Origin of the sequence: Sphingomonas colocasiae, from assembly GCF_019880585.1 — a bacterium.
GTDB classification, from domain to species: domain Bacteria; phylum Pseudomonadota; class Alphaproteobacteria; order Sphingomonadales; family Sphingomonadaceae; genus Sphingobium_A; species Sphingobium_A colocasiae.
The window spans coordinates 228936-251446 of the sequence record NZ_JAINVV010000011.1; the positions used below are offsets into that span (position 1 = coordinate 228936).

Consider the following 22511-nt stretch of genomic DNA (forward strand, 5'->3'; position numbering starts at 1 on the left):
CGGGGAGTGGTTCGTGAGCGTCACCGAGTATCCCGATCGCGTAACCTTCAACACGGATACGACGATCGCCGCGGGCGATGAAATAATCGCCCCCCGCATAACTGTCCTGCCCGTCGGCACCCCGCTGGCGACATTGACGAACAATGGAACGATAACGCTCGTCGCCCCGGGCGAGAACGGCATTTTCGCGATCGAACTTGCCAGCAAGGTCGATTATTATGAAAATTTCGACAGCCGCCTGGTCAATCACGGGCTGATCAGCGTCACCGGATCGCTGGCGCCGGGCTTCAGCTATGCCGATGCCACCGGCATATCGGTCGGCGGCCTCGTCCCGCTCGAAAATTACGGAACGATCCGCGTGCACGGCGTCGGCACCGTCCGCGCGATCGGCCTGGGCGGCAAGCGGATCCTCAATGCCGGGCGGATAGAGGCGCTGTCCGATGCCGGCGAGGCCGTGGGCATGTGGATCGGCGAAGGCTATACCAGGATCGTCAACAGCGGCGAGCTGATCGTGCGGGGCGGCCGATCGCCCTTCGAATATCCCTATGGCGTGGTGGGGATCCGGGCCGGGCAAAGCACCGGGCTGTTCATCGACAATAGCGGCACGATCGACGTCGCCGCCAGCAACCCGGCGCAGCCGACCGTCGGCATCTACATCTTTCCCGACAGCGGCAACGTCCATTCGGCCGCGACGGTCATCAATTCCGGCCGGATCATCGCACAGATCGCGCTGATCGCGAGCGACGCCTATCGCGTCAGCCTGACGCTGGAGAACAGCGGCTATGTCGAAGGCAGCCTGATCCGCGATTACGGGATCGACCTGATCACCAACAGCGCGGGCGCGGAATGGCATGGGAACTGGACGCTGGGATCGGGGCCGGACCAGGTGCGCAATGCCGGGCTGATCGACGGCGATATCGCGCTCGGCGGCGGCGGTGATCTGTATGACGGGCGCGGCGGCAGCATCGGCCAGCATCTGCTGGACTCCGGCGACGGCAACGATGTCGTCCATGGCGGCGACGCGGGCGAAAGACTGGCCGGCGGCAACGGCAACGACATCATCTTCGGCGGCGGCGGGGCGGATACGCTGACGGGCGGCGCCGGGGCGGACATCTTCGCCTATGCGCTGGCAAGCGACTCCACCGCCCTCGCCAGCGACACGATCGCCGATTTCCAGAGCGGCGTGGACAGGATCGACCTGAGCCGGCTGGCGCCGACCAGCGTCTCGATCGCCGCCAGCGGCAACGGCAGCATCGTCCGGGCGCAGACCGCGGGCGGCGAACTCGTCATCCGCACCACCGGCACGGTCGCCAACAGCGACATCATCCTGGATGCGTCACCGGTGACCGGCGGCCCCGCGACCGGCATCCAGCTATCGAACGGCCTGGGCGTGACGCTCCATGGCGGTCCGGACGGCGATCTGCTGATCGGCGATGCGGGCGACGCCACGATCGACGGCGGCGCGGGCGGCGACACGATGATGGGCGGCGCGGGCGACGATGTCTATTATGTCGACAGCGACGATGATCGTATTTCCGAACGGCCCGGCGAAGGCACGGACGAGGTTCGCACCACGGTCGATTATTCGCTCCAGGCCTGGGTGGAGAACGGCGTGCTGCTGGGCCATGCGGCGATCGGCATTCGCGGCAACGATCAGGGCAACCGGCTCTGGGGCAATGACGCGGACAATTACATCGACGGCGCGAACGGAGACGACACGCTGTATGGCGGCCTGGGCGGAGACCTGCTGCTCGGCAACCAGGGGGCGGACACCTTCCTGTATCTGGCGCCCGCGGAATCGATCGCGTCCGACATGGACTGGCTGCGCTATTTCCAGCACGGGACCGACATCATCGACCTGCGCGCCGTGCAGCCGGTGCATTTCGCCCATGAGCGCTTCGTCAATCCCTGGTCCTCGTCCGACTGGACGACGGTGACGATCACCACCATGTCGGGCGAGGTCATGACGATCCGCGTCGACGGCGAAGCGACCGTCGCCGATTTCCTGCATGATCCGCTTGCCGCCGAAATCGCCGGCAGCCAGGCGGCGGACGCGATCGCCGGCACCGCCGCCGCCGATTATCTGCGCGGCCTGGATGGCGACGACAGCCTGTCCGGCCTGGGCGGCGACGACGTCATCCATGGCGGCGCGGGCAACGATCTGCTGATCGGCGGCGCGGGCGATGATGCGATGAACGGCGGCGACGGCGCGGATATCTTCCGCTTCGGCGGCGCCGGCCAGGGCGCGGACCGGATCTTCGGCTTCTCGACCGCGCAGGACCGGTTCGACCTGCGCGGCCGCGCCTTCACCGCGGCGACCGCATCGGACACGGGCGGCACCATCCTGAGCCATGCCGGCGGCACGATCGAGATCGAGGGCGTCGCCGGCCTCAGCCTCGACCAATGGAACGCCCTGCGCATCACCCATGCGGCCGAGCCCCCGGCATCGCAGGCCGCCAACAACCGCATCATCATCCCGGCGGGCGGCACGGCCGGCGCGATCCAGGGCTATTACGAGATATTCGGCAGCAACGACGCGGCCGAGCGGATCACGGTCCACGCCGGCACCACCATCGCGCTGCAGGGCGATTTCGCGCGGGGCGGCGACATCGTCGCGCTGACGGCGCCCGCCGACGAATTCACCGGCCGGCTCAGCGGATCCTATGTGATCCTGACCAACCGGATCGACGGGATCGAGGCGCTCATCCCCGTCGGCAGCGTGGGGCTGACGCTGATCTTCGCGGACGAAACGGGCGCGCTGACCGACAGCCGCACGCTCCGCTTCGACGGGAACGGCGTGATGCTGGGATCCGAAGCGATCACCGCCACCGAAACCGCACTGGCCTTTCAGCCCTCCGCACCGCTCGACCTGGCCATGGGCATCGCTGCCGGATGGGCCTGAACCGCGCGCCGTGCGCGAAGGCGCGCCTTCGCCCGGCACAGCGGATCGAAACGCACCGGTGACGCCCCCGCCCGGCCATGCCGGCATGGCCGGGCGGAGGGTTCGGCGATCCGCCGGCGGATCGCGCGGAATCCGGTTCCCCAACCCGTGCCATTCATGATCTGTTGTCCGCATTCCGCGAGTCGTCGGGTGAGTCGGCCTGACTTCAGGATGCTCCAGGAAGGAGAAACCGATGTCGAAACCAGCCGCCACCCTGGCCGCGATCGCGCTCACCATGGCGCTCGCGGCCTGCGACACCGCCCACGCCCCCGCCGCCGACAATGCGGCCGGCAATGCGGCTGAAAACGGCGCGGCCATCGCCGCCGGCGAACCGGCCGACGATGCGAACGCCGCGACGGGCGAGATGCCCGCGACGATCACCGCCGCCTATGATTGCAAGCCGGCGATCGCGGTCTCGGTGGTTTACGACAATGGCGACGCGCGGAACCCGAAGGCGCGGGTCACGGTGGACGGCGCCGCCTACGACATGGCGATCGCCCGATCGGCATCGGGCGCGCGTTACATCACCGACAAGGGCCGCAGCCCCGGCAAGACGCTGGTCTGGTGGAACAAGGGCAATGACGGCACGCTGCTGGAGGGCAAGGCCGGCACGTCCGACGCCGCCGACGAAACGGTGATCGCTACCTGCACGGGCAGGAACTGAGGCACCCGCCGTCTCGATTGGGCCATGAACCCACAGAAGACCGAGAGACCGATCTCGCGTTGAACGGGATTGATCAGGGTCGTATCATCGTGGGATGGGCATCTTCGATCAGCGACGAAAATGGCGGGATCTGGCCCGGGTGCTGGGCAGCGCGGTGGAGATTGAGCTGGATAGGCTTGGATCGAAGCAGGCGCACATCGTAGCAGATTTCATAGCCCACAATGAATTTGGGTTGGCCCACGATCAGCTTGTCGATGCGTTGTCCGATCTCGACCTCGCTCCGCTTGAACCGACAAGGAAGTTATTGGAGCAAGCCAATTCGCTGATGGGTCATGAGGCGAAGTCATAACTTCACTTTTAAGCGGTCGCCTGATTTCAGCGTCGGCATGGGCCGATACGACCTGACCGACTTCGAGTGATCCCGCGCGGCGCTTGAGCGTTCCAGGATACGGATGCGTCAGCATCCCTGCACCTTGATATAGGGCCCCGATCGAGCACCGATGTTGCAAGGTGAAATCCACGCGCCTACCTGTTCGGCAGACATGCAGGCGGCGAAGGAGGCCGGAAACCAATGAGCGACGAGACTTCGGTGTTGAGCGAATGCCTGAAAAGGCTGCGCGCGCGCCGGGGATGGTCGATCGCCGAAACCGCGCGCCGTGCCGGCCTGTCGTCGTCGATGCTGTGGAAGGTGGAGAACGGGCAGACCACGCTCACCCATCGCAAGCTGATGCAGCTTGCCGAAGGGCTGGCGGTGCCGATCAGCGATCTCTTCACGCCCGTCGAGCCGCGGATCAGCAAGAACGGCCGGCGCGTCGTCAATCGCAAGGGGACCGCCCCCACCGTCGATTTCGGCGGCAACCTCCACCATTTCCTGGCGACCGAGATCGCCAACAAACATTATTATCCCTGCCTGGTCGAAGTGAACGCCAAGGGCGACGGTTCCGATGCCGAGAAACATGGCGGCGAGGAATTCGTGTTCGTGATCGACGGCAAGGTGGAGATGCACTGCGAGGGCTATGAACCCGTCGTGCTCGCGGCCGGCGACAGCGCCTATTTCGACGCCGCGCTCAAGCATCGCTATATCAGCCATGACGGACCGGCACGGCTGCTGTGCATCTATTCGCATCTCGAACCCGCGCAGCACGAACATACCGCCGGCACCGAAGCGCATTCGCGCGCGATGCGCGTGCTGCAGGGCGATCCCGTCGTCATGGAACTCGCCCGCACCGCGCTGGCGCCCCGGGGGTTGCCGTCCCGCCCGGCGCGGCGCTGAACCGCCCGGCTTTTCCCATCGCCGATCCGGGCCATTTTTCGCCCATCAGGATCATGATTTTTAATATATGAAATAATCCCGATTGAATGTCCCCAGCAGGTGTGTCACACACCTATAACACCACGGCGTATCGCGCGGGCGAATCGGGCGATGTGGTGGGCCGGACCGTTTCCGCAGCCGGCGGAGGCATGTCCGGCCACGGCGCCGCATGGTCCGGGCCACCAGGTCCATTGGAATGGGGAGGAGTTTGTCGATGAGAAGAGGTTTGATCCTGGGAGGGTTGCTGGCCGCCGCCGTCGCGGCATGGCCGGCGGTCTCGCAGCAGACGGCGCCGGCCGTCGCGCCGGCGCCCAGCACGGCGGCGCCCGCGCTGAGCGCGCCCGCCACCACCGCGCCCGCCGCGCCGGTCCAGCTCCCCACGGGCACGCCCGAGTTGACCGCCGCCGATGTCGGCGCCTGGCTCGACGGCAATATCCCGGCGGCGCTCAAGCAGGGCAAGATCGCGGGCGCGACCGTCGTCGTCGTCAAGGACGGGCAGGTCATCGCCAAGAAGGGCTATGGCTATGCCGACATGGCGGCGAAAAAGCCGATGGATCCCGATCTCACGACCACGCGCATCGGCTCGACATCGAAGCTGTTCACCTGGACGGCGGTGATGCAGCTCGTCGAACAGGGCAAGATCGATCTCGACGCCGATATCAACCGCTATCTCGACTTCAAGATCACGCCGCGCGGCAATCGCCCGATCACGATGAACGACCTGATGACGCATCGCGGCGGCTTCGAAGAGGGGCTGAAGGACGTTCTGGAGACCGATCCCAAGCGGCTCAAGACCAACGAGGCCTATCTCAAGGAAAACCAGCGCCCGATGCTCTTCCCCGCCGGGGAAGTGCCGGCCTATTCCAACTATGGCACGTCGCTGGCCGGCTATATCGTCCAGCGCGTCTCGGGCATGCCGTTCGACGATTATATCGAGCGCAATATCCTGGGCCCGCTCCAGATGGCGCATACCAGCTTCCGCCAGCCGCTGCCCGCCAATCTCGCGGGTAACGCCTCCAAGGGCTATACGCAGAGCAACCGCGCGCCCGACAAGTTCGAGCTGATCACCACCGGCCCCGCCGGCAGCGTCAGCGCGACCGGCGCGGACATGGCCAATTTCATGATCGCGCATCTGCAGAACGGCCGGTTCGGCGATATGCAGATCCTGAAGCCCGAAACCGCCGCGCTGATGCACAGCTCCACGATCAAGCTGCCCGACGGCTTCGACACCATGGCGCACGGCTTTTTCCGCGGCCACCGCAACGGACAGCTCTTCATCGGCCATGGCGGCGACACCATCGTCTTCCACACCGACATGAACCTGCTGCCCGAAAAGAATGTCGGCATCTTCGTCAGCTTCAACAGCCGGGGCGAGAACGGCGCGGTCTATGGCGCGCGCGAGCGGCTGTTCGACATGTTCATGGATCGCTATTATCCCGCGCCCGAGCAGAAGGATCCGCCCGCCATCGCCTCCGCCGCGCAGGATGCGCAGGCGCTGGCCGGCCGCTACGAAAGCTCGCGCCGCGTGGAATCGGGCTTTATCAGCCTGTTCTACCTGATCCAGCAGGATCAGGTGACCGCCAATGAGGACGGCACGATCAGCCTGTCATCCGTCGAGGACAAGAAATTCCGCGAAGTCGCGCCCAATCTGTGGCGCGAGATCGGCGGCACCCGCGAACTGCTGGTGAGCCAGACCGGCGGGCGGCTGACGATCGCGGACAGCACCAACCCCACATCGGTGATGCAGAAGGCGCCGTTCCTGCGCAACGCGATGCTCAACACCATGATCATCGTGCTGTCGCTGCTGACGCTGCTGGCGACGCTGATCCTGTGGCCGGTCGCCGCCTGGCTGCGCCGCAAGCACCAGCTGCCCGCCACCGTCACCGGCCGGCCCGCGCTGGCGCAGCGGCTGACGCGCGTGGCGGCCGGCGCCGACCTCGCCTATCTCGCCTGCTGGTACACGGTGCTGTCGCCGCTGCTCGAAACCCGGCTCGACGTCTATAATAGCGGGCTCGACGGCTGGCTGCGCACGCTCCAGTTCGCGGGCATCGTGCCGATCGCCGGCGCCGCGATCGGGCTGTGGAACCTGTGGCTGACCGTGCGCTCCGATCGCGGCTGGGGTGACAAGACCCGCGCCGTCCTCGTCGCCGCGGCGCTGCTCGGCTTCCTGTGGTTCGCCACGATGGGCGGGCTGATCAGCTTCAACACCAACTATTGACGATACACCCGCGGGGGCGGGCAATGCCCCGTCGATCGTTCCGGCGCGCAGCCGGGCGATCGGCGGGGCCATTTCTTTTCAGGGCATAGCGCGTCGATCACCTCCATTCCGGAGCAAATTCCGGTTTCGGCGACGATCCGGACTGCCTATCCGGCCACTGCCCTTTCCCAAGGGCCTGTGCAGTTGCGTACGCGTTCCCGGACGCCCGAGAGTGTATTTGAACACCCTCTCTCCGCGTCTCCGCGTGAACCATCCCGGCGCGGTCGCGGCCGGGGATGACGGGTTCACGCGGAGACACGGGGAATCGCCGCCGCCGATCTCAGATTTGCCTTTGCTTTCAGGCCATGTGCTTGCAGGCTGCAGCGTGCGCGACGCCGCGTCGTCGCTGCGGGAACGGTACCGGGTCTCGATGAGCCTGACTCGTCGAACCCCGGCATCAGCCCGCGCGGCGCTTGAGCGAACCGATCGAGGATGCGTCGGCATCTTCGAGATCGCATGAAGGAACGGGAGGGGGAATGCCGGTTCACGTCATTTCGGTCGGCGTGCTGGCGGCGGTGTTCGCCGTCGCCACGCTGCGCCCGATCAACATGGGGCTGCTGGCGCTGGCCACCGCCTTCGCGGTGGGCGGGCTGATCGCCGATGCGCCGGCCAAGGATGTGCTGGCGGGCTTTCCGGCGGACCTGTTCGTCACGCTGGTCGGCATCACCTTCCTGTTCGCGATCGCCGAACGCAACGGCGCGATCGACTGGATGGTGCATGCGCTGGCGCGGCTGACGGGCGAGCGCGCGGTGATGATGCCCTGGGTGGTGTTCGCCGCCGCCGCCGCGCTCACCGCCTTCGGCGCATTGGGGCCCGCCGCCGTCGCCATCGTCGCGCCGGTCGCGCTGCGTTTCGCGGCGCGCCACCGGATCAGCCCGCTGATGATGGGGCTGATGGTGATCCACGGCGCGCAGGCCGGCGCCTTTTCACCCACATCCATCTATGGCGGCATCACCAACGGCGTCGTCGCGCAAGCCGGCATCGATCCTGCGCCGACCGCCCTGTTCCTCGCCAGCTTCGCCTTCAACGCCGCCGTCGCGATCGCGGTGTTTATCGTGCTCGGCGGCTACCGTCTGCTGCGCGATCCGCCGGAGCCGCTGGAAGCGGATGCGCATGAAACCGCCGATCCGACGGGGGCGATGCGCCGCGAACGCGTGCTGACGCTGATCGTGCTGGCGATCGTCGCGGCGATCGCGATCGGCTTCGACGCCAATATCGGCGTGCTGGCGACCGCCGCCGCCGCCTTGCTGGCGATCGCGGCGCCGCAATCGCAGAAGGGCGCGGTCGATCGGGTCGCCTGGTCCACCGTGCTGCTGATCTGCGGCGTCGTCACCTATGTCGCGCTGCTCCAGAAACTGGGCACGGTGACGGTGGCGGGCGATGCGATCGCGGCCATCGGCATGCCGCTGATCGGCGCGCTGCTGCTCTGCTATCTGGGCGGCATCGTTTCCGCCTTCGCATCCTCCACCGCGCTGCTCGGCATCGTCGTGCCGCTCGCCCTGCCCTTCCTCGCCGCCAGCCAGATGAATCCGATCGGCACCGTCATCGCGATCGCCATCTCGACCACGATCGTCGATACCTCGCCCTTCTCCACCAACGGCGCGCTCGTCGTCGCCAATGCGACGCCCGAACGCCGCGACGCGCTGTTCCGCCAGTTGCTGCTCTACAGCGCGGTGATCACGCTCGCCGGGCCGCTGCTCGCCTGGGCGATCTTCGTGCTGCCGTCCTAGCGTCCGGACCCTAGAGGGCTTCACACCGTTTGCTTCGAGCGAAGTCGAGGCGCCTTGCCGGTCTCCGCGCCTTCCGCTTCTCGACAAGCTCGAAGTCAACGGTATCGGAACACGCTCTCCCGGATTCCGTCGGTTTCGAGCAAAGTCGAGAAGCCCTGTCCGCCTTCCGCCTCCGCGCGCTCACTTCTCGACAAGCTCGAAGCAAACGGGGGAAGGACATGATCGCCCAGGTCCGTTCGGTTCGAGCGTGTCGAGAACCCCGTCCGATGCGCGGGGCTGGTCGCGCTTCGGCACTCACGCGAACCGTCGCGCCCCCGCCACGCACAGCACCACGATCACCGTGGAGGCCACCATCGTCCAGCCGACCGGTTCGCGCAGCAGCAGCGCCGCCAGGACGAGCCCGAAAAAGGGCTGGAGAAGCTGGAGCTGGCCGACGCCCGCGATGCCGCCCAGCGCCAGCCCGCGATACCAGAAGATGAAGCCGACCAGCATCGAGAAGACCGAGACATAGCCGAGGCCCAGCCAGGCGGGCACGCCCACATCCGCGAAACCGCCGGGCATGGTGACGAGCGCGAGCACGGCCATCGGCGGCAGCGCCAGCAACAGCGCCCAGCTGATCACCTGCCAGCCGCCCAGCCGGCGCGAGAGCACGCCGCCTTCGGCATAGCCCAGCCCGCACAGCAGGATCGCCGCGATCATCAGCAGGTCTCCGGCCATGGAGCCGCCGTCGCTGCGATACAGCGCGAAGCCCGCCACCGCGGCCGCGCCGATCGTCGAGAACAGCCAGAAGGCCGGCTTGGGCCGCTCGCCGCCGCGCAGCACGCCGAAGATCGCGGTGGAGAGCGGCAACAGGCCGACGAACACGATCGAATGCGCGGCATCGATATGCTGGAGCGCCAAAGCGGTCAGCAAGGGAAAGCCCAGCACGACACCGACGGAGACGATGGCGAGCGGCACGATATCGGCATGGGCCGGCCGGGCCTGGCGCAGCCCGAACAGGAATGCCGCCCCCAGCAGCGCCGCGATCGCCGCGCGCGCGGAGGTCAGGAACAAGGGCGAGAAATCCGCGACCGCCACACGCGTCGCCGGCAGCGATCCGCTGAAGATGATGACGCCGAGCAATCCGCTGCCCCAGCCGGCCGTACCACGTTCCATAATACCTCGCTTTCAGGCGGCGGGCGCTAACCGATCGCGGGTGGCCGAGACAGGAACAATGCAGTACAAAACTAACAAACTGTATGGCCACTCATGGCCATACGGATTCGAGGACGATCGATGGACGGCCAGCCGGTGACACGCACCGAAGCATTGATGGACGCGGTGCGCGCCAGGCTAGCGAGCCGCGCGCTCGCCGCCGGGGACAGGCTGCCATCGGTGCGCCGCTTCGCGGAGACGATGCGCGTCTCCCCCTCCACCGTGGTCGAGGCCTATGACCGGCTGGCGGCCGAGGGGCTGATCCATGCGCGGCGCGGTTCGGGCTTCTACGTGACGGGATCGCACATGCCGCCGATGGCGCTGGGCGAGATGGGGGAACGGCGCGACCGCGATATCGATCCGCTCTGGGTGTCGCGGGAATCGCTCGATGCCGATCCGTCGGCGCTGAAGCCCGGCTGCGGCTGGCTGCCGGCGGACTGGATGCCGCAGGCGCCGATGCGGCGCGCGCTGCGCGCGCTCGCCCGTGTCGAGGACAATATCCTGTCCGATTACGGCAGCACGCGCGGATCGGCGGCGCTGCGCCGGCTGCTGCTCGCCCGCTTCGCCGAACAGGGGATCGAGGCGGATCCCGGCCAGTTGATGCTGACGGGATCGGGCACCCAGGCGATCGACCTGATCTGCCGTTTCCTGCTGCGCCCCGGCGATACCGTGCTGGTGGACGATCCCTGCTATTTCAATTTCCAGGCGCTGCTGCGCGCGCACCAGGCCCGGATCGTCGGCATTTCCTACACCCCGACCGGGCCGGACGTGACGGCGTTCGAGGCGGCGGCCGCGGCGGAACGCCCGCGCCTCTACATCACCAATTCCGCGCTCCACAATCCGACGGGCGCCACGCTTTCCCCCCAGACCGCGCACCGGCTGCTGACGGTCGCGGCGGCGCATGACGTGACGGTGGTGGAGGACGACATCTTCGCCGATTTCGAGCCTGCCCCCTCCCCCCGCCTCGCCGCGCTCGACGGGCTGAGCCGCGTCGTGCGCATCGGCAGCTTTTCCAAGACGCTCTCCGCCGCGATGCGCTGCGGCTATATCGCGGCGCGCGCCGACTGGATCGAGGGGCTGGTCGACCTCCAGGTCGCGACCAGCTTCGGCGGGCCGAGCCCGATCGCGACCGAGATGATCGCGCATGTGCTGGCGGGCGGCGGTTATCGCAAGCATATGGACGAACTGCGCCGCCGCCTGACCCATGCCAGGGGCGAGGCGGCGGCACGGCTCGCCCTGCTGGGCATCACCCCCTGGATCGATCCGCGCGGCGGTTTCTATCTCTGGTGCCGGCTGCCCGACGGCCATGAGTCCGCGATCGTCGCGCGCCGCGCGATGGCTGAGGGCGTGGTGCTCGCCCCCGGCAATGTCTTCAGCCCGTCCGGAAGCGCGGGCGGCTTCATGCGCTTCAACGTGACCCAGATGGACGATCCGCGCATCGACGACGTCCTGCGCCGCGCGATAGACGGTGCCTGACGCCGTAGCCTGACCATCCAACCCGCTTCGAACCTGCCGAAAGGCGCCGCGCCCTATGGGAACGGGTTCTCGACAGGCTCGAACCAGACGGAAGTAGAGCTTCTAGAGCCCCGTATCGTGGAACCGGCCGTAACGCGAACCGGAGAGGCTCAGTATCTGCGGCCGGCCGCCGATCGGGTTCAGGAACCAGACGCGCTCGCACGACGCTTCCGGATCCTTGTAGCGCCAGCTGCCGTCCGCCGCCGCGACCAGTTCCTCATTGCCCAGGAACAGCCGGTCGCCGATCGCGAAGACCTTGGGGCGATTGCCCCATGAACTCGGGCTGTAATAGCTGCCGACCAGCCCCGCCAGACGCGGGCTCGGCGGCTGGGCGGCGGGAGCCGCGCTGCGCCCGAACAGCCTGCCGCCCAGCCGCAGCGCCTCACCCTCCAGCACGAAGCTGTAGGGCGCCAGCCCGGCATGATCGGTGACGAAGCTGTTCTCCCCGCCGGCGCGCAGCCGCGCCTCGCGCCCGCCGCTGGCGACGAACAGCGCGCCGCCGCGCTCGACGATCGTCAGCGCCATGCCGTCGGCGCTCCGCCACTGGCCTGCCATCCGCGCGCCGTCCTTCACGGGCGGCGTGGCCTTGGGGCTGCGGACGGGCGGCAGCGGCTGGCCAGCGCTCGCCGCGCGCAACAGCGCCATCGCATATTCGGTGATCTCGGTCGGCCGATAGCCGCCCGCGCCGCCGACATTGACGCTGGCATAGCAACCGACGCCGGCCTCCTGATCGAGCGTGAAGGCGGAGCTGAAGCCATGCACGCCGCCGGTGTGGCGGAAGCAGGGCCGCCCATCGACCGCCAGCGTGATCAGGCCGTTGCCGTAACGCGCGCCGGCCGGCGACGAATCGATCGTCGGCTTGCGGTACCGCTCGGCCAGCGCATCGGAGAAGAGCGGCGCGCCCTTGCCCTTGGCGACGCCCTGCAGGAACTGGAGGAAACGCACCATATCCGCGCCGCTGGCGGCGACCGATCCCGCCGCGTGCGAGAAATCGAACCAGCGCGCCTGCGCCAGCCGCACCCTGGGCAGCCACGGCATGTCGTCGCGGAAGCGGACATGGCCGCTGGCATAGGCGGCGCGATCGGAAATGCGGAAGGCGGGCACCGCCGTCTTCATGCCCAGGGGCTTCAGCACCAGCGCGTCCATCGCGGCGGGATAGCTCATGCCCGAAGCACGCTCGATCACCGCGCCGAGCAGCGCATAGCCGAGATTGCAGTAGGAATAGCGCGATCCCGGCGCGAAGCCCGTCCACAGCCGCCCGCCCGGAATGTCGATCTGCATCGGATCCTCGAGCAGATTGGGGATGCCGGAGCTGTGATCGAGCAACTGGGTGAGCGTGAGCGTTTCGGGGGGCAGCGGATAATCGGGCAGCAGATCCTGCACGCGCGCGTCCAGGTTCAGCTTGCCCCGATCGGCCAGCACGAACAGCGCCATGGCGGTGAGCGACTTGGAGATCGAGCCGATCTGGAAAAGATGCTCGGAGGCGGCGGGAACGCGGCGATCGAGATCGGCGAGCCCGGCGACGAAGGTCGCCTGGGCGCCGCCGGGGCCGATCAGCGCCACGGTCATGCCGGGAAAGCCCTTGTCCGCCAGATCGGCATCGGCGAACGCCTTCAGCCGCTGGACGACCTGGGCGAGCGGGCCGCCCGCCGCCGCCTTCGTGGCCGCCGCCAGCGGCTCCGCCACCGCGATCATCGTCGCCGCCGAAGCGACCCCCAGCATATCCCGCCGCGTCACATCCATTCGAACTCTCCCTTGCCTCTGTTTCGTTCGTCATCCCGGCGAAAGCCGGGATCCCGCTTCCCGTTCACTGCCTTTACAACGGCAAGGGGATCCCGGCCTTCGCCGGGATGACATGAGCGGACGGACAATGCCGTCCGCTCAACAACGTCCCGGCCTCACTTCGCCGGCTTCTCCACCTTGGTGAAATCCAGATCGTGGAAATCGAAGCTGAAATCGGTCGCGGGCGACACCGCCTGCATCTTCATGCCCGTCACCTTGCCGTCATAGCCCTGTTCGAAGCGGACATAGGAATCGGCCTCCAGGCTGCGGTCCTTCCAGCGGGCGATGAAGATATTGCCGCTATAGGGCAGCAGCGGCCCTTCCAGATCCTTGGTCCGGCTGAACTTGAGCACCAGCCCGTCACCCTCGCGCCGGACGGTCGCGTCGCCGCGCCACGGATCGTTATAGGTGCCGACATAGGTGTCGAGCGGCAGCGAGGGCGGCCCGGCGCTCGCCAGCACCTTGGCGGCGGCATCCTCCACCGCGCGGGCACCGTCGTTGCGCGTCTTGGTCTGCGCGGACGCGATCTCCACCCAGTCGCGCGCCGGCGCCTTCAGATAGGCGTCGAGGATCTGGTTGCCGACCGACGTCATCGCCGCGCCCGATTGCTGGTTGGTGAAGACGAGCACGCCCAGCTTGAGTTCGGGGACCATCGCCACCCAGGTGACGGTGCCCGCGACCCCGCCGGTATGCGCGACCTTCTTATATCCGAACACATCCTCCAGCCCCCAGCCCAGGCCGTAGCCGGAGAAATGGGTGCGCATCATCTCGGTGGAACGCGGGTTGACGGGAAGCGGCGTGTTGACCGTCCACATCTCCGTGCCGCGCGCCGCGCTGAACAGCTGCTTGCCCGACGGACTCTTGCCCGCATCGAGCTGCGTCATCAGCCATTTGGCCATGCCGTTGATGCTGCAATTGATCGTGCCCGCCGGGCCGATCGCATCGATGTTCATCACCGGAATCGCGGTCAGCTTGCCCTCGACCACGATGTGGGGCGACGCGAGATTGCTGCGGTCGCGAATCCGGCCATAGGTGGAGGAGCAGGGCTGCATGCCGAGCGGCGCCAGGATCCGCGTCTCGACGAATTCGTCCCAGGTCTTGCCCGTCACCGCCGGGATGATCTGGCCCGCGACCATATAGAGCGTGTTGTCGTAATCGAAGCGCGAGCGGAAGCTGGAAACGGGCTTCAGGTAGCGCAGGCCGTGGATGATCTCGTCGCGCGTGATGTCGCTTTCGGGAAAGACCATCAGGTCTCCCGCGCCCAGCCCCAGGCCGCTGCGATGCGTCAGCAGGTCGCGGATCGTGAATTCGCGCGTCACATAGGGATCGTACATGCGGAACTGGGGCAGATGATCGATCACCTTGTCGTCCCAGCCGATCTTGCCTTCGTCGATCAGGATCGAGAGCGCGGCGGCGGTGAACGCCTTGGTGTTCGATCCGATCTGGAACAGCGTGTCGGCATCGACCCTGGCGGACTTGCCCTGCTCGCGCACGCCATAGCCCTTGGAATAGATCAGCTTGCCGTCCTTGACGATGCCGACGGCCATACCGGGCACTTCGAATGCCTTCATCGCGCGCGCCACGGTTTCGTCGATCTTCGTGGGCGAGATCGGCATTGCGGCCGGGGCGGCCGCCTTGCGCGGCTGCGCGGCTGCGGGCATGGTCGCCGATGCGGCGGCAAGCGCGAGTGCGAGGGCGATGGATGTACGTCGAGCGAAAGATGTCACGGCTAACCTCCCGATGGCCCGGGATGCGTTGACCGTCCCGATGGCCCGTTCTTCGATTTCAATGCGGCGCCCCCAGCAGCGCCATCGGTCATTATTGAAAATCCTGTCCTGATTCATCAAAAAAACATCCTCAAAAGGCCAGACCAATGAATATCTTCGTCCATATGGGATCGGCGCTGATGCTGGCCGCGATTCCGGCATCTTCATGGGGTGCGCCGGCAGCGCCCATCCAGTCCTATGACGAATATCGATCCTGGCTGGTCGCCTGCGACAATGGGCTCTCCTGCGTCGCCAAGGGCTTCGACGACGGCGCGTCGCGCGCCGAACTGAAGATCGAGCGGGAGGGCGGCCCGAACGGCCAGCCGACCGCGACGATCGCGACCGAAACCGCCTTCACTGCCAAGGATCTCGCCGTCGACGGCACACCGCTCAGGCTCGACATGGCGGCATGGACGCTCACGACCGAGGATGGCGACGGCACGACACTGACCACCGACGACCCTGCCGCGATCCGCGCGCTGGTCGCGCGGCTGCGCGACGGCGTCATCTTGCGCGCGGGCGGCGCGGAGATCCCGCTCGACGGCTTCACCGCCGCCTTGCTGCGCATCGACGATCGCCAGGGGCGCGTGGGCGGCGCGACCGCGCTGATCCGGCCGGGCCCGCGCCCGGCAAGCGCCGTCCCCGCGCCGCCCGCCATCCCCAGGATCGCCAAGCGCCCGATCGCCGCGCGGCTGTCGCCGGGCGAAGCCGACCGGCTGATCGCCAGGGTGCGCGCCGAACAGGCCGCGCTGTTCGAAAAGGAAGGCTGCGAGGAGATGCCGGGCGCGATGACGGCCGAGGCGAACGCGCTGAACGACATGCAGGCGATCGCCTTCGTCCCCTGCATCATGGGCGCCTATCAGGGATCGTCGCTCGCCTTCGTCGTTCCGCGCGGCAAAGGCGCATCCCGCCAGTTGATCCTGCCGACACCCTATCTCGGCGCGGATGCCGAGGGGGAAAGCCTTTCCTATTTCACCGAAGCCTGGTTCGATGCGGAAGGCGGCACGGTATCGACCGCCGCCAAGGGGCGCGGCCTGGCCGATTGCGGCATATCGGCAAGCTGGATCTGGGACGGCGCGGCCTTCCGGCTCACCGCGCTCGACCTGCAACGCAATTGCGGCGGCCGCTATCCCGGCGACTGGCCGAGCCTGTTCCGGTCGGTGCAGTAAACTTCGCCTGGACCGGGGCGATGGATGCCCGGTTCCGCCCCCTTCACATCCTCGCCGTATAGCGTGCGGACGCCGCCTCGAACGACATGATCGGCGCGCGGATCGTGCCGTCGGCCAGCCGGCGCCCGCCCAGCGGATCGATCGCCTGGATCTCGTAATCGGGCGCACCGGCGTCGAGGCCGGAGATGACGACATCGAAAGTCCGGGCCGGGCCGCCATCGGGCACGAACCAGTGGATATTGTCGCGATCGGGCGACATGGCCGAAAGCGTGCCGGTGCGCGCACGAAAATCGCGCGTCGGGCGGATCACCATCGCGCCGGGCGCGTCGCGCACGCGATCGAAATTGCGGACGCGGAAGGCGCCGGCGACCACCAGATGCGCGGAGGCCATGTGGCGATGACCGTGCGGGGTGATCACATTGTGCGGCGCGAAATCGAACAGCGCCGCGCCATAGGCCAGCTTGCGCGGCGCGCCATCCGCATCGAGGAAACGGACATGGCGTTTTTGCGGATCGTTGGTGGGCGGCATCGCCGCCGCCGTCACGCGCGCCTGATCCAGGCTCGCCATCAGTTCGGCGACATCGATCTCGCCGGCCAGCCCCACGACCGCGTCCATCCACGCCCGTGGAGAGAGCGTGCCGCGCTTGAGTGCGCGCGCGATCTCGTCCTGGCGATCGATCCAGTCGCGCGCCGCCATGCGCCGGCCGGGCCGCGCGGCCGCCAGTTCGGCGGCCAGCGCATAGCCGGCAAAGGCCGCGATCATCGCGGTCAACTGCCCGCGCCGCGTGAGGCCCAGATCTTCCGCCGATGCCGGCGCCGCCTGATCCCGGTCCGATACCGTCATCGCCCACCCCCAATTTATCTGTACCCGTTCATGCTACGCCCAACATGAAGCCGCGCACAAAGGAGATGATCTGGCACCAGACCCCAATTTTTCTAAGAGTTTCACCCTCTTTGCATTCTCTATCTTTGTGATAATGTTTCACACGGTTTCCCAGCGTGAAGGATGCCGTTTATGTCGAATGCCCCCTCCGTTCGTCACCTTTCCCTTCTTCCCCTGCTCGCCATCCCGCTCTGGCTCGCCGGCTGCGGCAAGCCCGAACCGCGATCCGCCGACGGCCGCGACGCCGTCGCCGACTATGCCGCCGTCGAAGACGCCGCCGAGGCCCCGCGCGTCACCGCGCGCAGGAGCGAGTGGAATGTCGCCGGGATCGTCAAGGGCAAGACCGAGACCCTGACGACCGAGCCCGTCGAACCCGCCGCGCCACCGCCCGTGCCACCTCGCCCGCAGCCGCCCGCGCAATCGGGGCTGCTCACCGCCGGCGATCATGACGACCTGCTCAATCCCGAACTCTATGCCGATTATGCCGAGCGTTTCCTGCAGGAGAGCGGCCAACGCGACCTGCCGTTCGTCGACACGCGCAGGCGCGTCGCGGTGAAGGTGGTCGATGCCGGCGGCCGCCCGGTTCCCTTCGCGCGCGTCGACGTGCAGCGCGGCGGATCGCCGCTGCGCCTGGTCGCCGCCGCGGACGGCACCGCATCCTTCTATCCCGCCTTCGATCGCGTGCCCGCGCGCACCACCGTCCGCGTCGCCTCCGCCGCGGGCAATGCCGCCCGCGCGCTCGACCTAGGTGGGCGGGGCGCGCGCAGCATCGCCATCGCGCTGCCCGGCACCGCGCCCGCCGTCACCGCGATGGACCTGGCGCTGGTGATCGATACCACCGGCAGCATGGGCGACGAGATGGCCTATCTCCAGGCCGAGATCGATTCGATCGTCGCGCGGCTGAAGCGCGAGGCGGGCAATCTCGATCTGCGCATCTCGGTGATCGTCTATCGCGACGAAGGCGACGATTATGTCGTGCGCTCGACCCCGCTCACCGCCGATATCCGCAGCGTGCGCGCCACGCTGGCGCAGCAGGAGGCGGGCGGAGGCGGCGACACGCCGGAGGCCGTGGCTCAGGCGATGGCGGCGGCCGAGCGGATGCAATGGCGGCCGGGCGCGGCCAAGGCGATCCTGCTGGTCGCCGACGCACCCCCGCATGAGGAGGATTTCGGCCCCACCCTCGCCTCCACCGAAAGGCTGCGCGCACGCGGCGTCCAGATCGTGCCGGTAGCTGCAAGCGGCGTGGAGGAGAGCGCCGAATATGTGATGCGAACGATGGCCGCACTCACCCAGGGCCGCTACATCTTCCTCACCGACGACAGCGGCGTCGGCAATCCCCATGCCGAACCCAATCTCGCCTGCTACGCGGTCACCCGGCTCGACCAGCTGATCGGCCGCGTCCTCGCCGGCATCGCCGAGGGCCGCCGCATCGAACCCCGGCCGGGCGAAGTGATCCGCATGGTCGGCAATTACGATCGCGGCCGTTGCCTGGGCGCGGGGGTGACGCCGCGACAGGGGTAGCGATCCAACCGGATCGACTCCGTGGCCGTCCATCGGCACAAGGCGCCGCATGCTGCTGAACGACAGGCTCGAAACATCCCGGCTGATCGTCCGTCCGTTCGCGCCGGAGGATGCCGGGTCGCTGGTCGCGCTTTTCGCCGATCCGCGCGTCCATCGCCATGTCGACGACGGCCAACCGCTCAGCGACGATATGGCGCGGCTCTGGGTCGTCCGCTCGGGCGAGAATCTCGTTCGCCATGGCTATGGCACCGGCGCGGTCGTGCTGCGCGAAACGGGGAAGCTGATCGGCTGGGCGGGATTCGCGCGGCCGGGCGACGGCAGCGAGGAACTGATCTACGGCCTCGCGCCCGCGCATTGGCGCCGGGGCCTCGGCACCGAATTGCTCGACGCACTGGTCGCGTTCGGCCGGACGCGCGGGATCGATCCGCTGCGGGCGACGGTGGCACCGGCGAATATCGGATCGGTCCGGCTGCTGGAGAAAGCCGGTTTCGTACTGGCCGAGCGCGGTTATGATGGAGATGCCGATTGCGATCTCTATCTGCGGCGGCAATAGCCGGGCCAATGCCGCCCGCCGGGACGGTCAACGGCCGCGTCAGGCGGGCGGCACCACCACGGGATCGCCGTCATATTCGATCCGCGTCATCACGCCATCCACTTCGAAGCCGACCGGTTCGCCCGCCCGATCGAAGAAGATGCCGGCCTCTGGCTGCGAGGGATGGACGAAGCGGATGCACTGGCCGCCGCCCGACGGGCAGGGCGCCGGGCTTTCGGTCGCGCGCTGCCGCGAGCGTGCGACATCGCGGCGCATCAGCTTCAATCCTTCGACCAGGATCAGCGGCCCCTGGTTGAGCGCATTGAGCTTCAGCCCGTCCTTGTCGAGCGGCACGTCGAAAAACGCCATCGTCCCCGGATGGCCCCCGCCGATCGCCGTGTGCGGAAAGCGCATCCATCGGCCCGTCTCGTCATTCAGGCCGACCATGCCCTTCGCATCGATATAGGCCGGCGCCTGGCCGTCGCCGCCCTCCACCCGTGTCGCCTTCGCATCATCGTCATAGGTCATGCGGCTGTCGTCAGAGATGATGACGATGTTGCAGCGCGATCTGACGTCCAGTTTCGCGAAGGGCGCCCAGACATCGCCCTTCACCCCGCGCGCCTTCACCATCAGCGTGTCCGGCCCCGGCCCCGCCGGCGCGGCATAATCGCCCCCGGTGAAGCGGCCGCGCTGCGCCTTGAATTCGGGCGTCGGGTTCGTGCCCAGCGGATTGCTCTCCAGATCGATCCTGACCGGATAGGTCTTGCCGACGCTCGCGCAGCCCGGCCCGCGCAGATGGACGTTCCGGGTCAGCAGATTGAAGCGCGCGCTCGCCGCCCCGGTCTCCGCCGGGGCGGCGGCATCGATATTGGTGGCGCGCGGGAAATAGCCGATATCCTGGCCTTCGGGCAGGATCAGCCGGGTGAAGGGTTTGCGATCGACCCATTGATCCGCCACCGCCAGGCCGACGCGCTCGTCGCCCTCCTGCTTGTCGATCAGCAGTTCGAACCAGACCAGCCGGCTGCCGGGCAGTTCGCGGTCCTCGGCGGGCTGGAGATGCTTGCCCCGCATGATCGTGTAGAATCCGCTCGCGGCGAGCCCGGCGATCTCCACCGGATCGGTGCGGACCTCCACCGCCTGGTCAGGCGAATTCGCCTCGAATTCAGGGAATTCGTACGCATTCACGCCATCGGGCACATATCGGCCGGGATCGGTCACCTGGGCGATCACCCGGCCATAATCCTCGCGCAGGCCCCCGCCCGCCGCCCGCAACTGCGTATCGAGCCAGCTGATCGACTGTTCATAGCCGCCCGCCGGGATCGCGTCGGTCGACTTGTGCAGATCGAACAGGAATTTCATCGGCGCACCGGCATTGCGGTTGCGGGCGAGCAGATACCAGAATTCGCCGCGATCATAGCCCTTGTCGGCGGTGCGGTTGAGCGCGCGCGCATAGCTGGTGTCACGCGCCTGGCCGGGCTGGCCCAGCCGCTGCGCCTGATAGAGATAGCCCGCCGCCTCGGCCGTTCCCTCATGAATCCAGGAGACCGAATAATCGGTGCTGCTTCTGGAAAAGGAATAATAGCTTCGGTGGAAGGGCGATGTCGCCTGATAGGCGTGGAACAGTTCGTGCGCGCTGAACTGCATCAGCTGGCGCCACCCCGAATAGCCTTCCCGCGTGATCAGTTGCGGCGGCCGCGGATCGCCGGCGGCCGGCTGGAACAGCGGGCCGGGCCGGGTCTCCACGCGCGGCGCGGCCTCACCCATTTCACGCTGGGTGAAGCTGATCCAGCCATATTCCTTCGAATAGCCGCCGACCGTGTCGGCCATGACGCCGCCTTTCGACCGGTCGTAATCGACATAGAGGATCACCGATTTGCCGGTTGCGGGATCGGGCTTCAGGCCCGGCGCCTGGGGCCAACCGCGAAGACCGTCCATCATCTGCTGCACCCGCGACATCTCGTCCAGATGCGGCCGGATGACGGCGCCGACCACCGCGCAATCGGCGGCGGGAACCAGCGTGCCGATCGCGCCGCAGCGGCCTACCCATTCGCCGACGACGATATCGCCCGCCGCCGCCGGCGGTGCACCGCCCTGCCCGGCGGCGACCGGAGCCGCCGCTGCCAGCGCTATCAGCGAAACGATGCCGATGGCCCCGCGCCGCGCCCGATCAGTCATCGCGGCGATGCGCCCCGCGCGTGCCGCCGCTGGCGGCGGACATCGTCTTCACGCCCGAAACGCAGCATTCGGAGGTGGATGGCTCGGGAACGCCGCCCTTCAGGAAACATTCGCCATGCGGCTGGCGGCCGGGCAGGACATAGGTGAACGCCTTGCACTGGCGATCCGCCTCGCACGTCGCCATGCATTGCTGCCAGGTCGAACCGGGCCGGTCGTAGACGATCTCGCGATAGTCGCCGCCGAACAGATCGGTATTGTGCATCGTCTGCCAGTTCACCCCCGGCTTCCCACCCGGCGCGGCGGGCCTGGCTTGTCCGATCGCCGACATGCCCGCCACACCGCACACGCCCAGTGCGGCCAACACCGCCATCACCCGATATTTCCGTGTCATCGATCGTTCCTCCGAACTGCCAGCGGCACCGCGCGCGCTTTCGAAGGACAGAACAGCAAGCGATCGCGAAAGCGGACATGCAGCGAAAAATGCATCGACCATGTCCGCTCTGCCGCACGGATCCGGTTCTTTCCCTGCAAGCGGGGCGATCCGTCCGATCGTCAGCCCGCGACACCATGTCGGGAGGATTGCAATGCGTTTCGGAATCATGGCGGCGGCGGTGCTGCTCGCCGGCTGCGGCGGGGGCACGCCGGCGGAGGAAGGCCCGGCGGGCCGGCCCGAGGTGAAGCTTGCCGGGCCGGGCGCCGGTGAGGTCGCCCCGCCCGCCAATCTGCCGCCCTTCGCGCCGCTCTATCCCGGCGCGCGGGTAACGACGACGACGCTCAATCCGCAGGATCCCGGCAAGGGCATGATGGCGATGGCCGTTCCCAATGCGGACAGCGCGGCGATCATCGCCTTTTACAGGAGCAAGGGCGAGGCGGCGGGGCTGAAGGCCGACATGGAGACGGCAAGCGGCCCGGCACGCATCATGATCATGAGCGAAGGCAACGAAACCGCCGGCGATGAAGGCCGCGGCATGCAGGTGACGGCGGCCCCGGACGATGAAGGCGGATCGATCGTCACCCTTGTCTATACCGATGGCAAATAACGTCGCCCGCGCAAAACCGATCCGAACCGC

General features: G+C 67.6%; 17 protein-coding genes. 11 read left to right on the plus strand and 6 right to left on the minus strand.

Translation table 11 applies throughout. The features are described 5' to 3' along the window. Window positions 1-13 precede the first annotated feature (13 nt). The 6 genes from K7G82_RS30090 to K7G82_RS22790 all read left to right on the plus strand — a co-directional run bounded on the left by K7G82_RS30090 (window position 14) and on the right by K7G82_RS22790 (window position 8904). Window positions 14-2902 (plus strand): M10 family metallopeptidase C-terminal domain-containing protein, encoded by a 2889-nt coding sequence (locus K7G82_RS30090; protein WP_222992246.1) that lies wholly within the window; start codon window positions 14-16, stop codon window positions 2900-2902. Window positions 2903-3134: 232 nt separating this feature from the next. Next, a complete protein-coding gene (locus K7G82_RS22770; RefSeq protein WP_222992247.1) occupies window positions 3135-3605 on the plus strand; it encodes an MliC family protein in 471 nt (156 codons plus the stop codon). A 94-nt stretch (window positions 3606-3699) separates the two neighbouring features. Further along, on the plus strand, window positions 3700-3954 hold the full coding sequence (locus K7G82_RS22775; protein WP_222992248.1) for a hypothetical protein: 255 nt from the start codon (window positions 3700-3702) through the stop codon (window positions 3952-3954). A 222-nt stretch (window positions 3955-4176) separates the two neighbouring features. After that, on the plus strand, window positions 4177-4878 hold the full coding sequence (locus K7G82_RS22780; RefSeq protein ID WP_222992249.1) for a helix-turn-helix domain-containing protein: 702 nt from the start codon (window positions 4177-4179) through the stop codon (window positions 4876-4878). A gap of 253 nt (window positions 4879-5131) precedes the next feature. Next, window positions 5132-7135, plus strand: coding sequence for a serine hydrolase domain-containing protein (locus K7G82_RS22785; RefSeq protein ID WP_222992250.1), 2004 nt, complete (start codon window positions 5132-5134; stop codon window positions 7133-7135). A 515-nt stretch (window positions 7136-7650) separates the two neighbouring features. After that, window positions 7651-8904: an SLC13 family permease gene (locus K7G82_RS22790; protein ID WP_222992251.1), complete on the plus strand. Its 1254-nt coding sequence runs from the start codon at window positions 7651-7653 to the stop codon at window positions 8902-8904. 294 nt (window positions 8905-9198) lie between these two features. On the opposite strand, the gene K7G82_RS22795 is transcribed toward K7G82_RS22790, so the two are convergent. Beyond that, on the minus strand, window positions 9199-10059 hold the full coding sequence (locus K7G82_RS22795; RefSeq protein WP_222992252.1) for a DMT family transporter: 861 nt from the start codon (window positions 10057-10059) through the stop codon (window positions 9199-9201). Between the two features lie 120 nt (window positions 10060-10179). Between K7G82_RS22795 and K7G82_RS22800 the strand changes: the two genes are divergently transcribed. Continuing rightward, window positions 10180-11574: an aminotransferase-like domain-containing protein gene (locus K7G82_RS22800; RefSeq protein ID WP_222992253.1), complete on the plus strand. Its 1395-nt coding sequence runs from the start codon at window positions 10180-10182 to the stop codon at window positions 11572-11574. Window positions 11575-11676: 102 nt separating this feature from the next. Here the strand turns inward: K7G82_RS22800 and K7G82_RS22805 are convergent, their stop codons facing one another. Further along, the gene (locus tag K7G82_RS22805) at window positions 11677-13356 is read right to left on the minus strand and encodes a serine hydrolase domain-containing protein (protein ID WP_222992254.1); all 1680 of its coding nucleotides are present in this window, start codon (window positions 13354-13356) and stop codon (window positions 11677-11679) included. 155 nt (window positions 13357-13511) lie between these two features. Further along, the gene (locus K7G82_RS22810) at window positions 13512-15122 is read right to left on the minus strand and encodes a serine hydrolase (RefSeq protein WP_222992255.1); all 1611 of its coding nucleotides are present in this window, start codon (window positions 15120-15122) and stop codon (window positions 13512-13514) included. A gap of 146 nt (window positions 15123-15268) precedes the next feature. Here K7G82_RS22810 and K7G82_RS22815 point away from each other — a divergent pair, with 146 nt between their 5' ends. Continuing rightward, window positions 15269-16330: a DUF1176 domain-containing protein gene (locus tag K7G82_RS22815; RefSeq protein ID WP_222992256.1), complete on the plus strand. Its 1062-nt coding sequence runs from the start codon at window positions 15269-15271 to the stop codon at window positions 16328-16330. A gap of 43 nt (window positions 16331-16373) precedes the next feature. On the opposite strand, the gene K7G82_RS22820 is transcribed toward K7G82_RS22815, so the two are convergent. Next, on the minus strand, window positions 16374-17174 hold the full coding sequence (locus tag K7G82_RS22820; protein WP_222992257.1) for a cupin domain-containing protein: 801 nt from the start codon (window positions 17172-17174) through the stop codon (window positions 16374-16376). Window positions 17175-17345: 171 nt separating this feature from the next. On the opposite strand from K7G82_RS22820, the gene K7G82_RS22825 reads away from it, so the two are divergent. Further along, a complete protein-coding gene (locus tag K7G82_RS22825) occupies window positions 17346-18734 on the plus strand; it encodes a vWA domain-containing protein (RefSeq protein WP_222992258.1) in 1389 nt (462 codons plus the stop codon). A 49-nt stretch (window positions 18735-18783) separates the two neighbouring features. Then, window positions 18784-19287, plus strand: a complete 504-nt coding sequence (locus K7G82_RS22830) for a GNAT family N-acetyltransferase (protein ID WP_222992259.1) — start codon at window positions 18784-18786, stop codon at window positions 19285-19287. Between the two features lie 39 nt (window positions 19288-19326). Here the strand turns inward: K7G82_RS22830 and K7G82_RS22835 are convergent, their stop codons facing one another. Together K7G82_RS22835 and K7G82_RS22840 are read right to left on the minus strand one after the other, a co-directional pair. Next, a complete protein-coding gene (locus K7G82_RS22835; protein WP_222992260.1) occupies window positions 19327-21441 on the minus strand; it encodes a hypothetical protein in 2115 nt (704 codons plus the stop codon). Continuing rightward, complete coding sequence (locus tag K7G82_RS22840; RefSeq protein WP_222992261.1) at window positions 21434-21832, minus strand: PAN/Apple domain-containing protein; 399 nt, start codon at window positions 21830-21832, stop codon at window positions 21434-21436. The genes K7G82_RS22835 and K7G82_RS22840 overlap by 8 nt, the downstream gene beginning before the upstream one ends. A 193-nt stretch (window positions 21833-22025) precedes the next feature. On the opposite strand from K7G82_RS22840, the gene K7G82_RS22845 reads away from it, so the two are divergent. Continuing rightward, complete coding sequence (locus K7G82_RS22845; protein ID WP_222992262.1) at window positions 22026-22481, plus strand: hypothetical protein; 456 nt, start codon at window positions 22026-22028, stop codon at window positions 22479-22481. Window positions 22482-22511: the final 30 nt, after the last annotated feature.

Coding starts and splice junctions, on each gene's coding strand:
- K7G82_RS22780 (WP_222992249.1), top strand. CDS start 4,177: ATGAGCGACGAGACTTCGGTGTTGAGCGAATGCCTGAAAAGGCTGCGC.
- K7G82_RS22800 (WP_222992253.1), top strand. CDS start 10,180: ATGGACGGCCAGCCGGTGACACGCACCGAAGCATTGATGGACGCGGTG.
- K7G82_RS22795 (WP_222992252.1), bottom strand. CDS start 10,059: ATGGAACGTGGTACGGCCGGCTGGGGCAGCGGATTGCTCGGCGTCATC.
- K7G82_RS22830 (WP_222992259.1), top strand. CDS start 18,784: ATGCTGCTGAACGACAGGCTCGAAACATCCCGGCTGATCGTCCGTCCG.
- K7G82_RS22840 (WP_222992261.1), bottom strand. CDS start 21,832: ATGACACGGAAATATCGGGTGATGGCGGTGTTGGCCGCACTGGGCGTG.
- K7G82_RS22770 (WP_222992247.1), top strand. CDS start 3,135: ATGTCGAAACCAGCCGCCACCCTGGCCGCGATCGCGCTCACCATGGCG.
- K7G82_RS22820 (WP_222992257.1), bottom strand. CDS start 17,174: ATGACGGTATCGGACCGGGATCAGGCGGCGCCGGCATCGGCGGAAGAT.
- K7G82_RS22825 (WP_222992258.1), top strand. CDS start 17,346: ATGTCGAATGCCCCCTCCGTTCGTCACCTTTCCCTTCTTCCCCTGCTC.
- K7G82_RS22785 (WP_222992250.1), top strand. CDS start 5,132: ATGAGAAGAGGTTTGATCCTGGGAGGGTTGCTGGCCGCCGCCGTCGCG.
- K7G82_RS22845 (WP_222992262.1), top strand. CDS start 22,026: ATGCGTTTCGGAATCATGGCGGCGGCGGTGCTGCTCGCCGGCTGCGGC.
- K7G82_RS22815 (WP_222992256.1), top strand. CDS start 15,269: ATGAATATCTTCGTCCATATGGGATCGGCGCTGATGCTGGCCGCGATT.
- K7G82_RS22805 (WP_222992254.1), bottom strand. CDS start 13,356: ATGGATGTGACGCGGCGGGATATGCTGGGGGTCGCTTCGGCGGCGACG.
- K7G82_RS22835 (WP_222992260.1), bottom strand. CDS start 21,441: ATGACTGATCGGGCGCGGCGCGGGGCCATCGGCATCGTTTCGCTGATA.
- K7G82_RS22775 (WP_222992248.1), top strand. CDS start 3,700: ATGGGCATCTTCGATCAGCGACGAAAATGGCGGGATCTGGCCCGGGTG.
- K7G82_RS22790 (WP_222992251.1), top strand. CDS start 7,651: ATGCCGGTTCACGTCATTTCGGTCGGCGTGCTGGCGGCGGTGTTCGCC.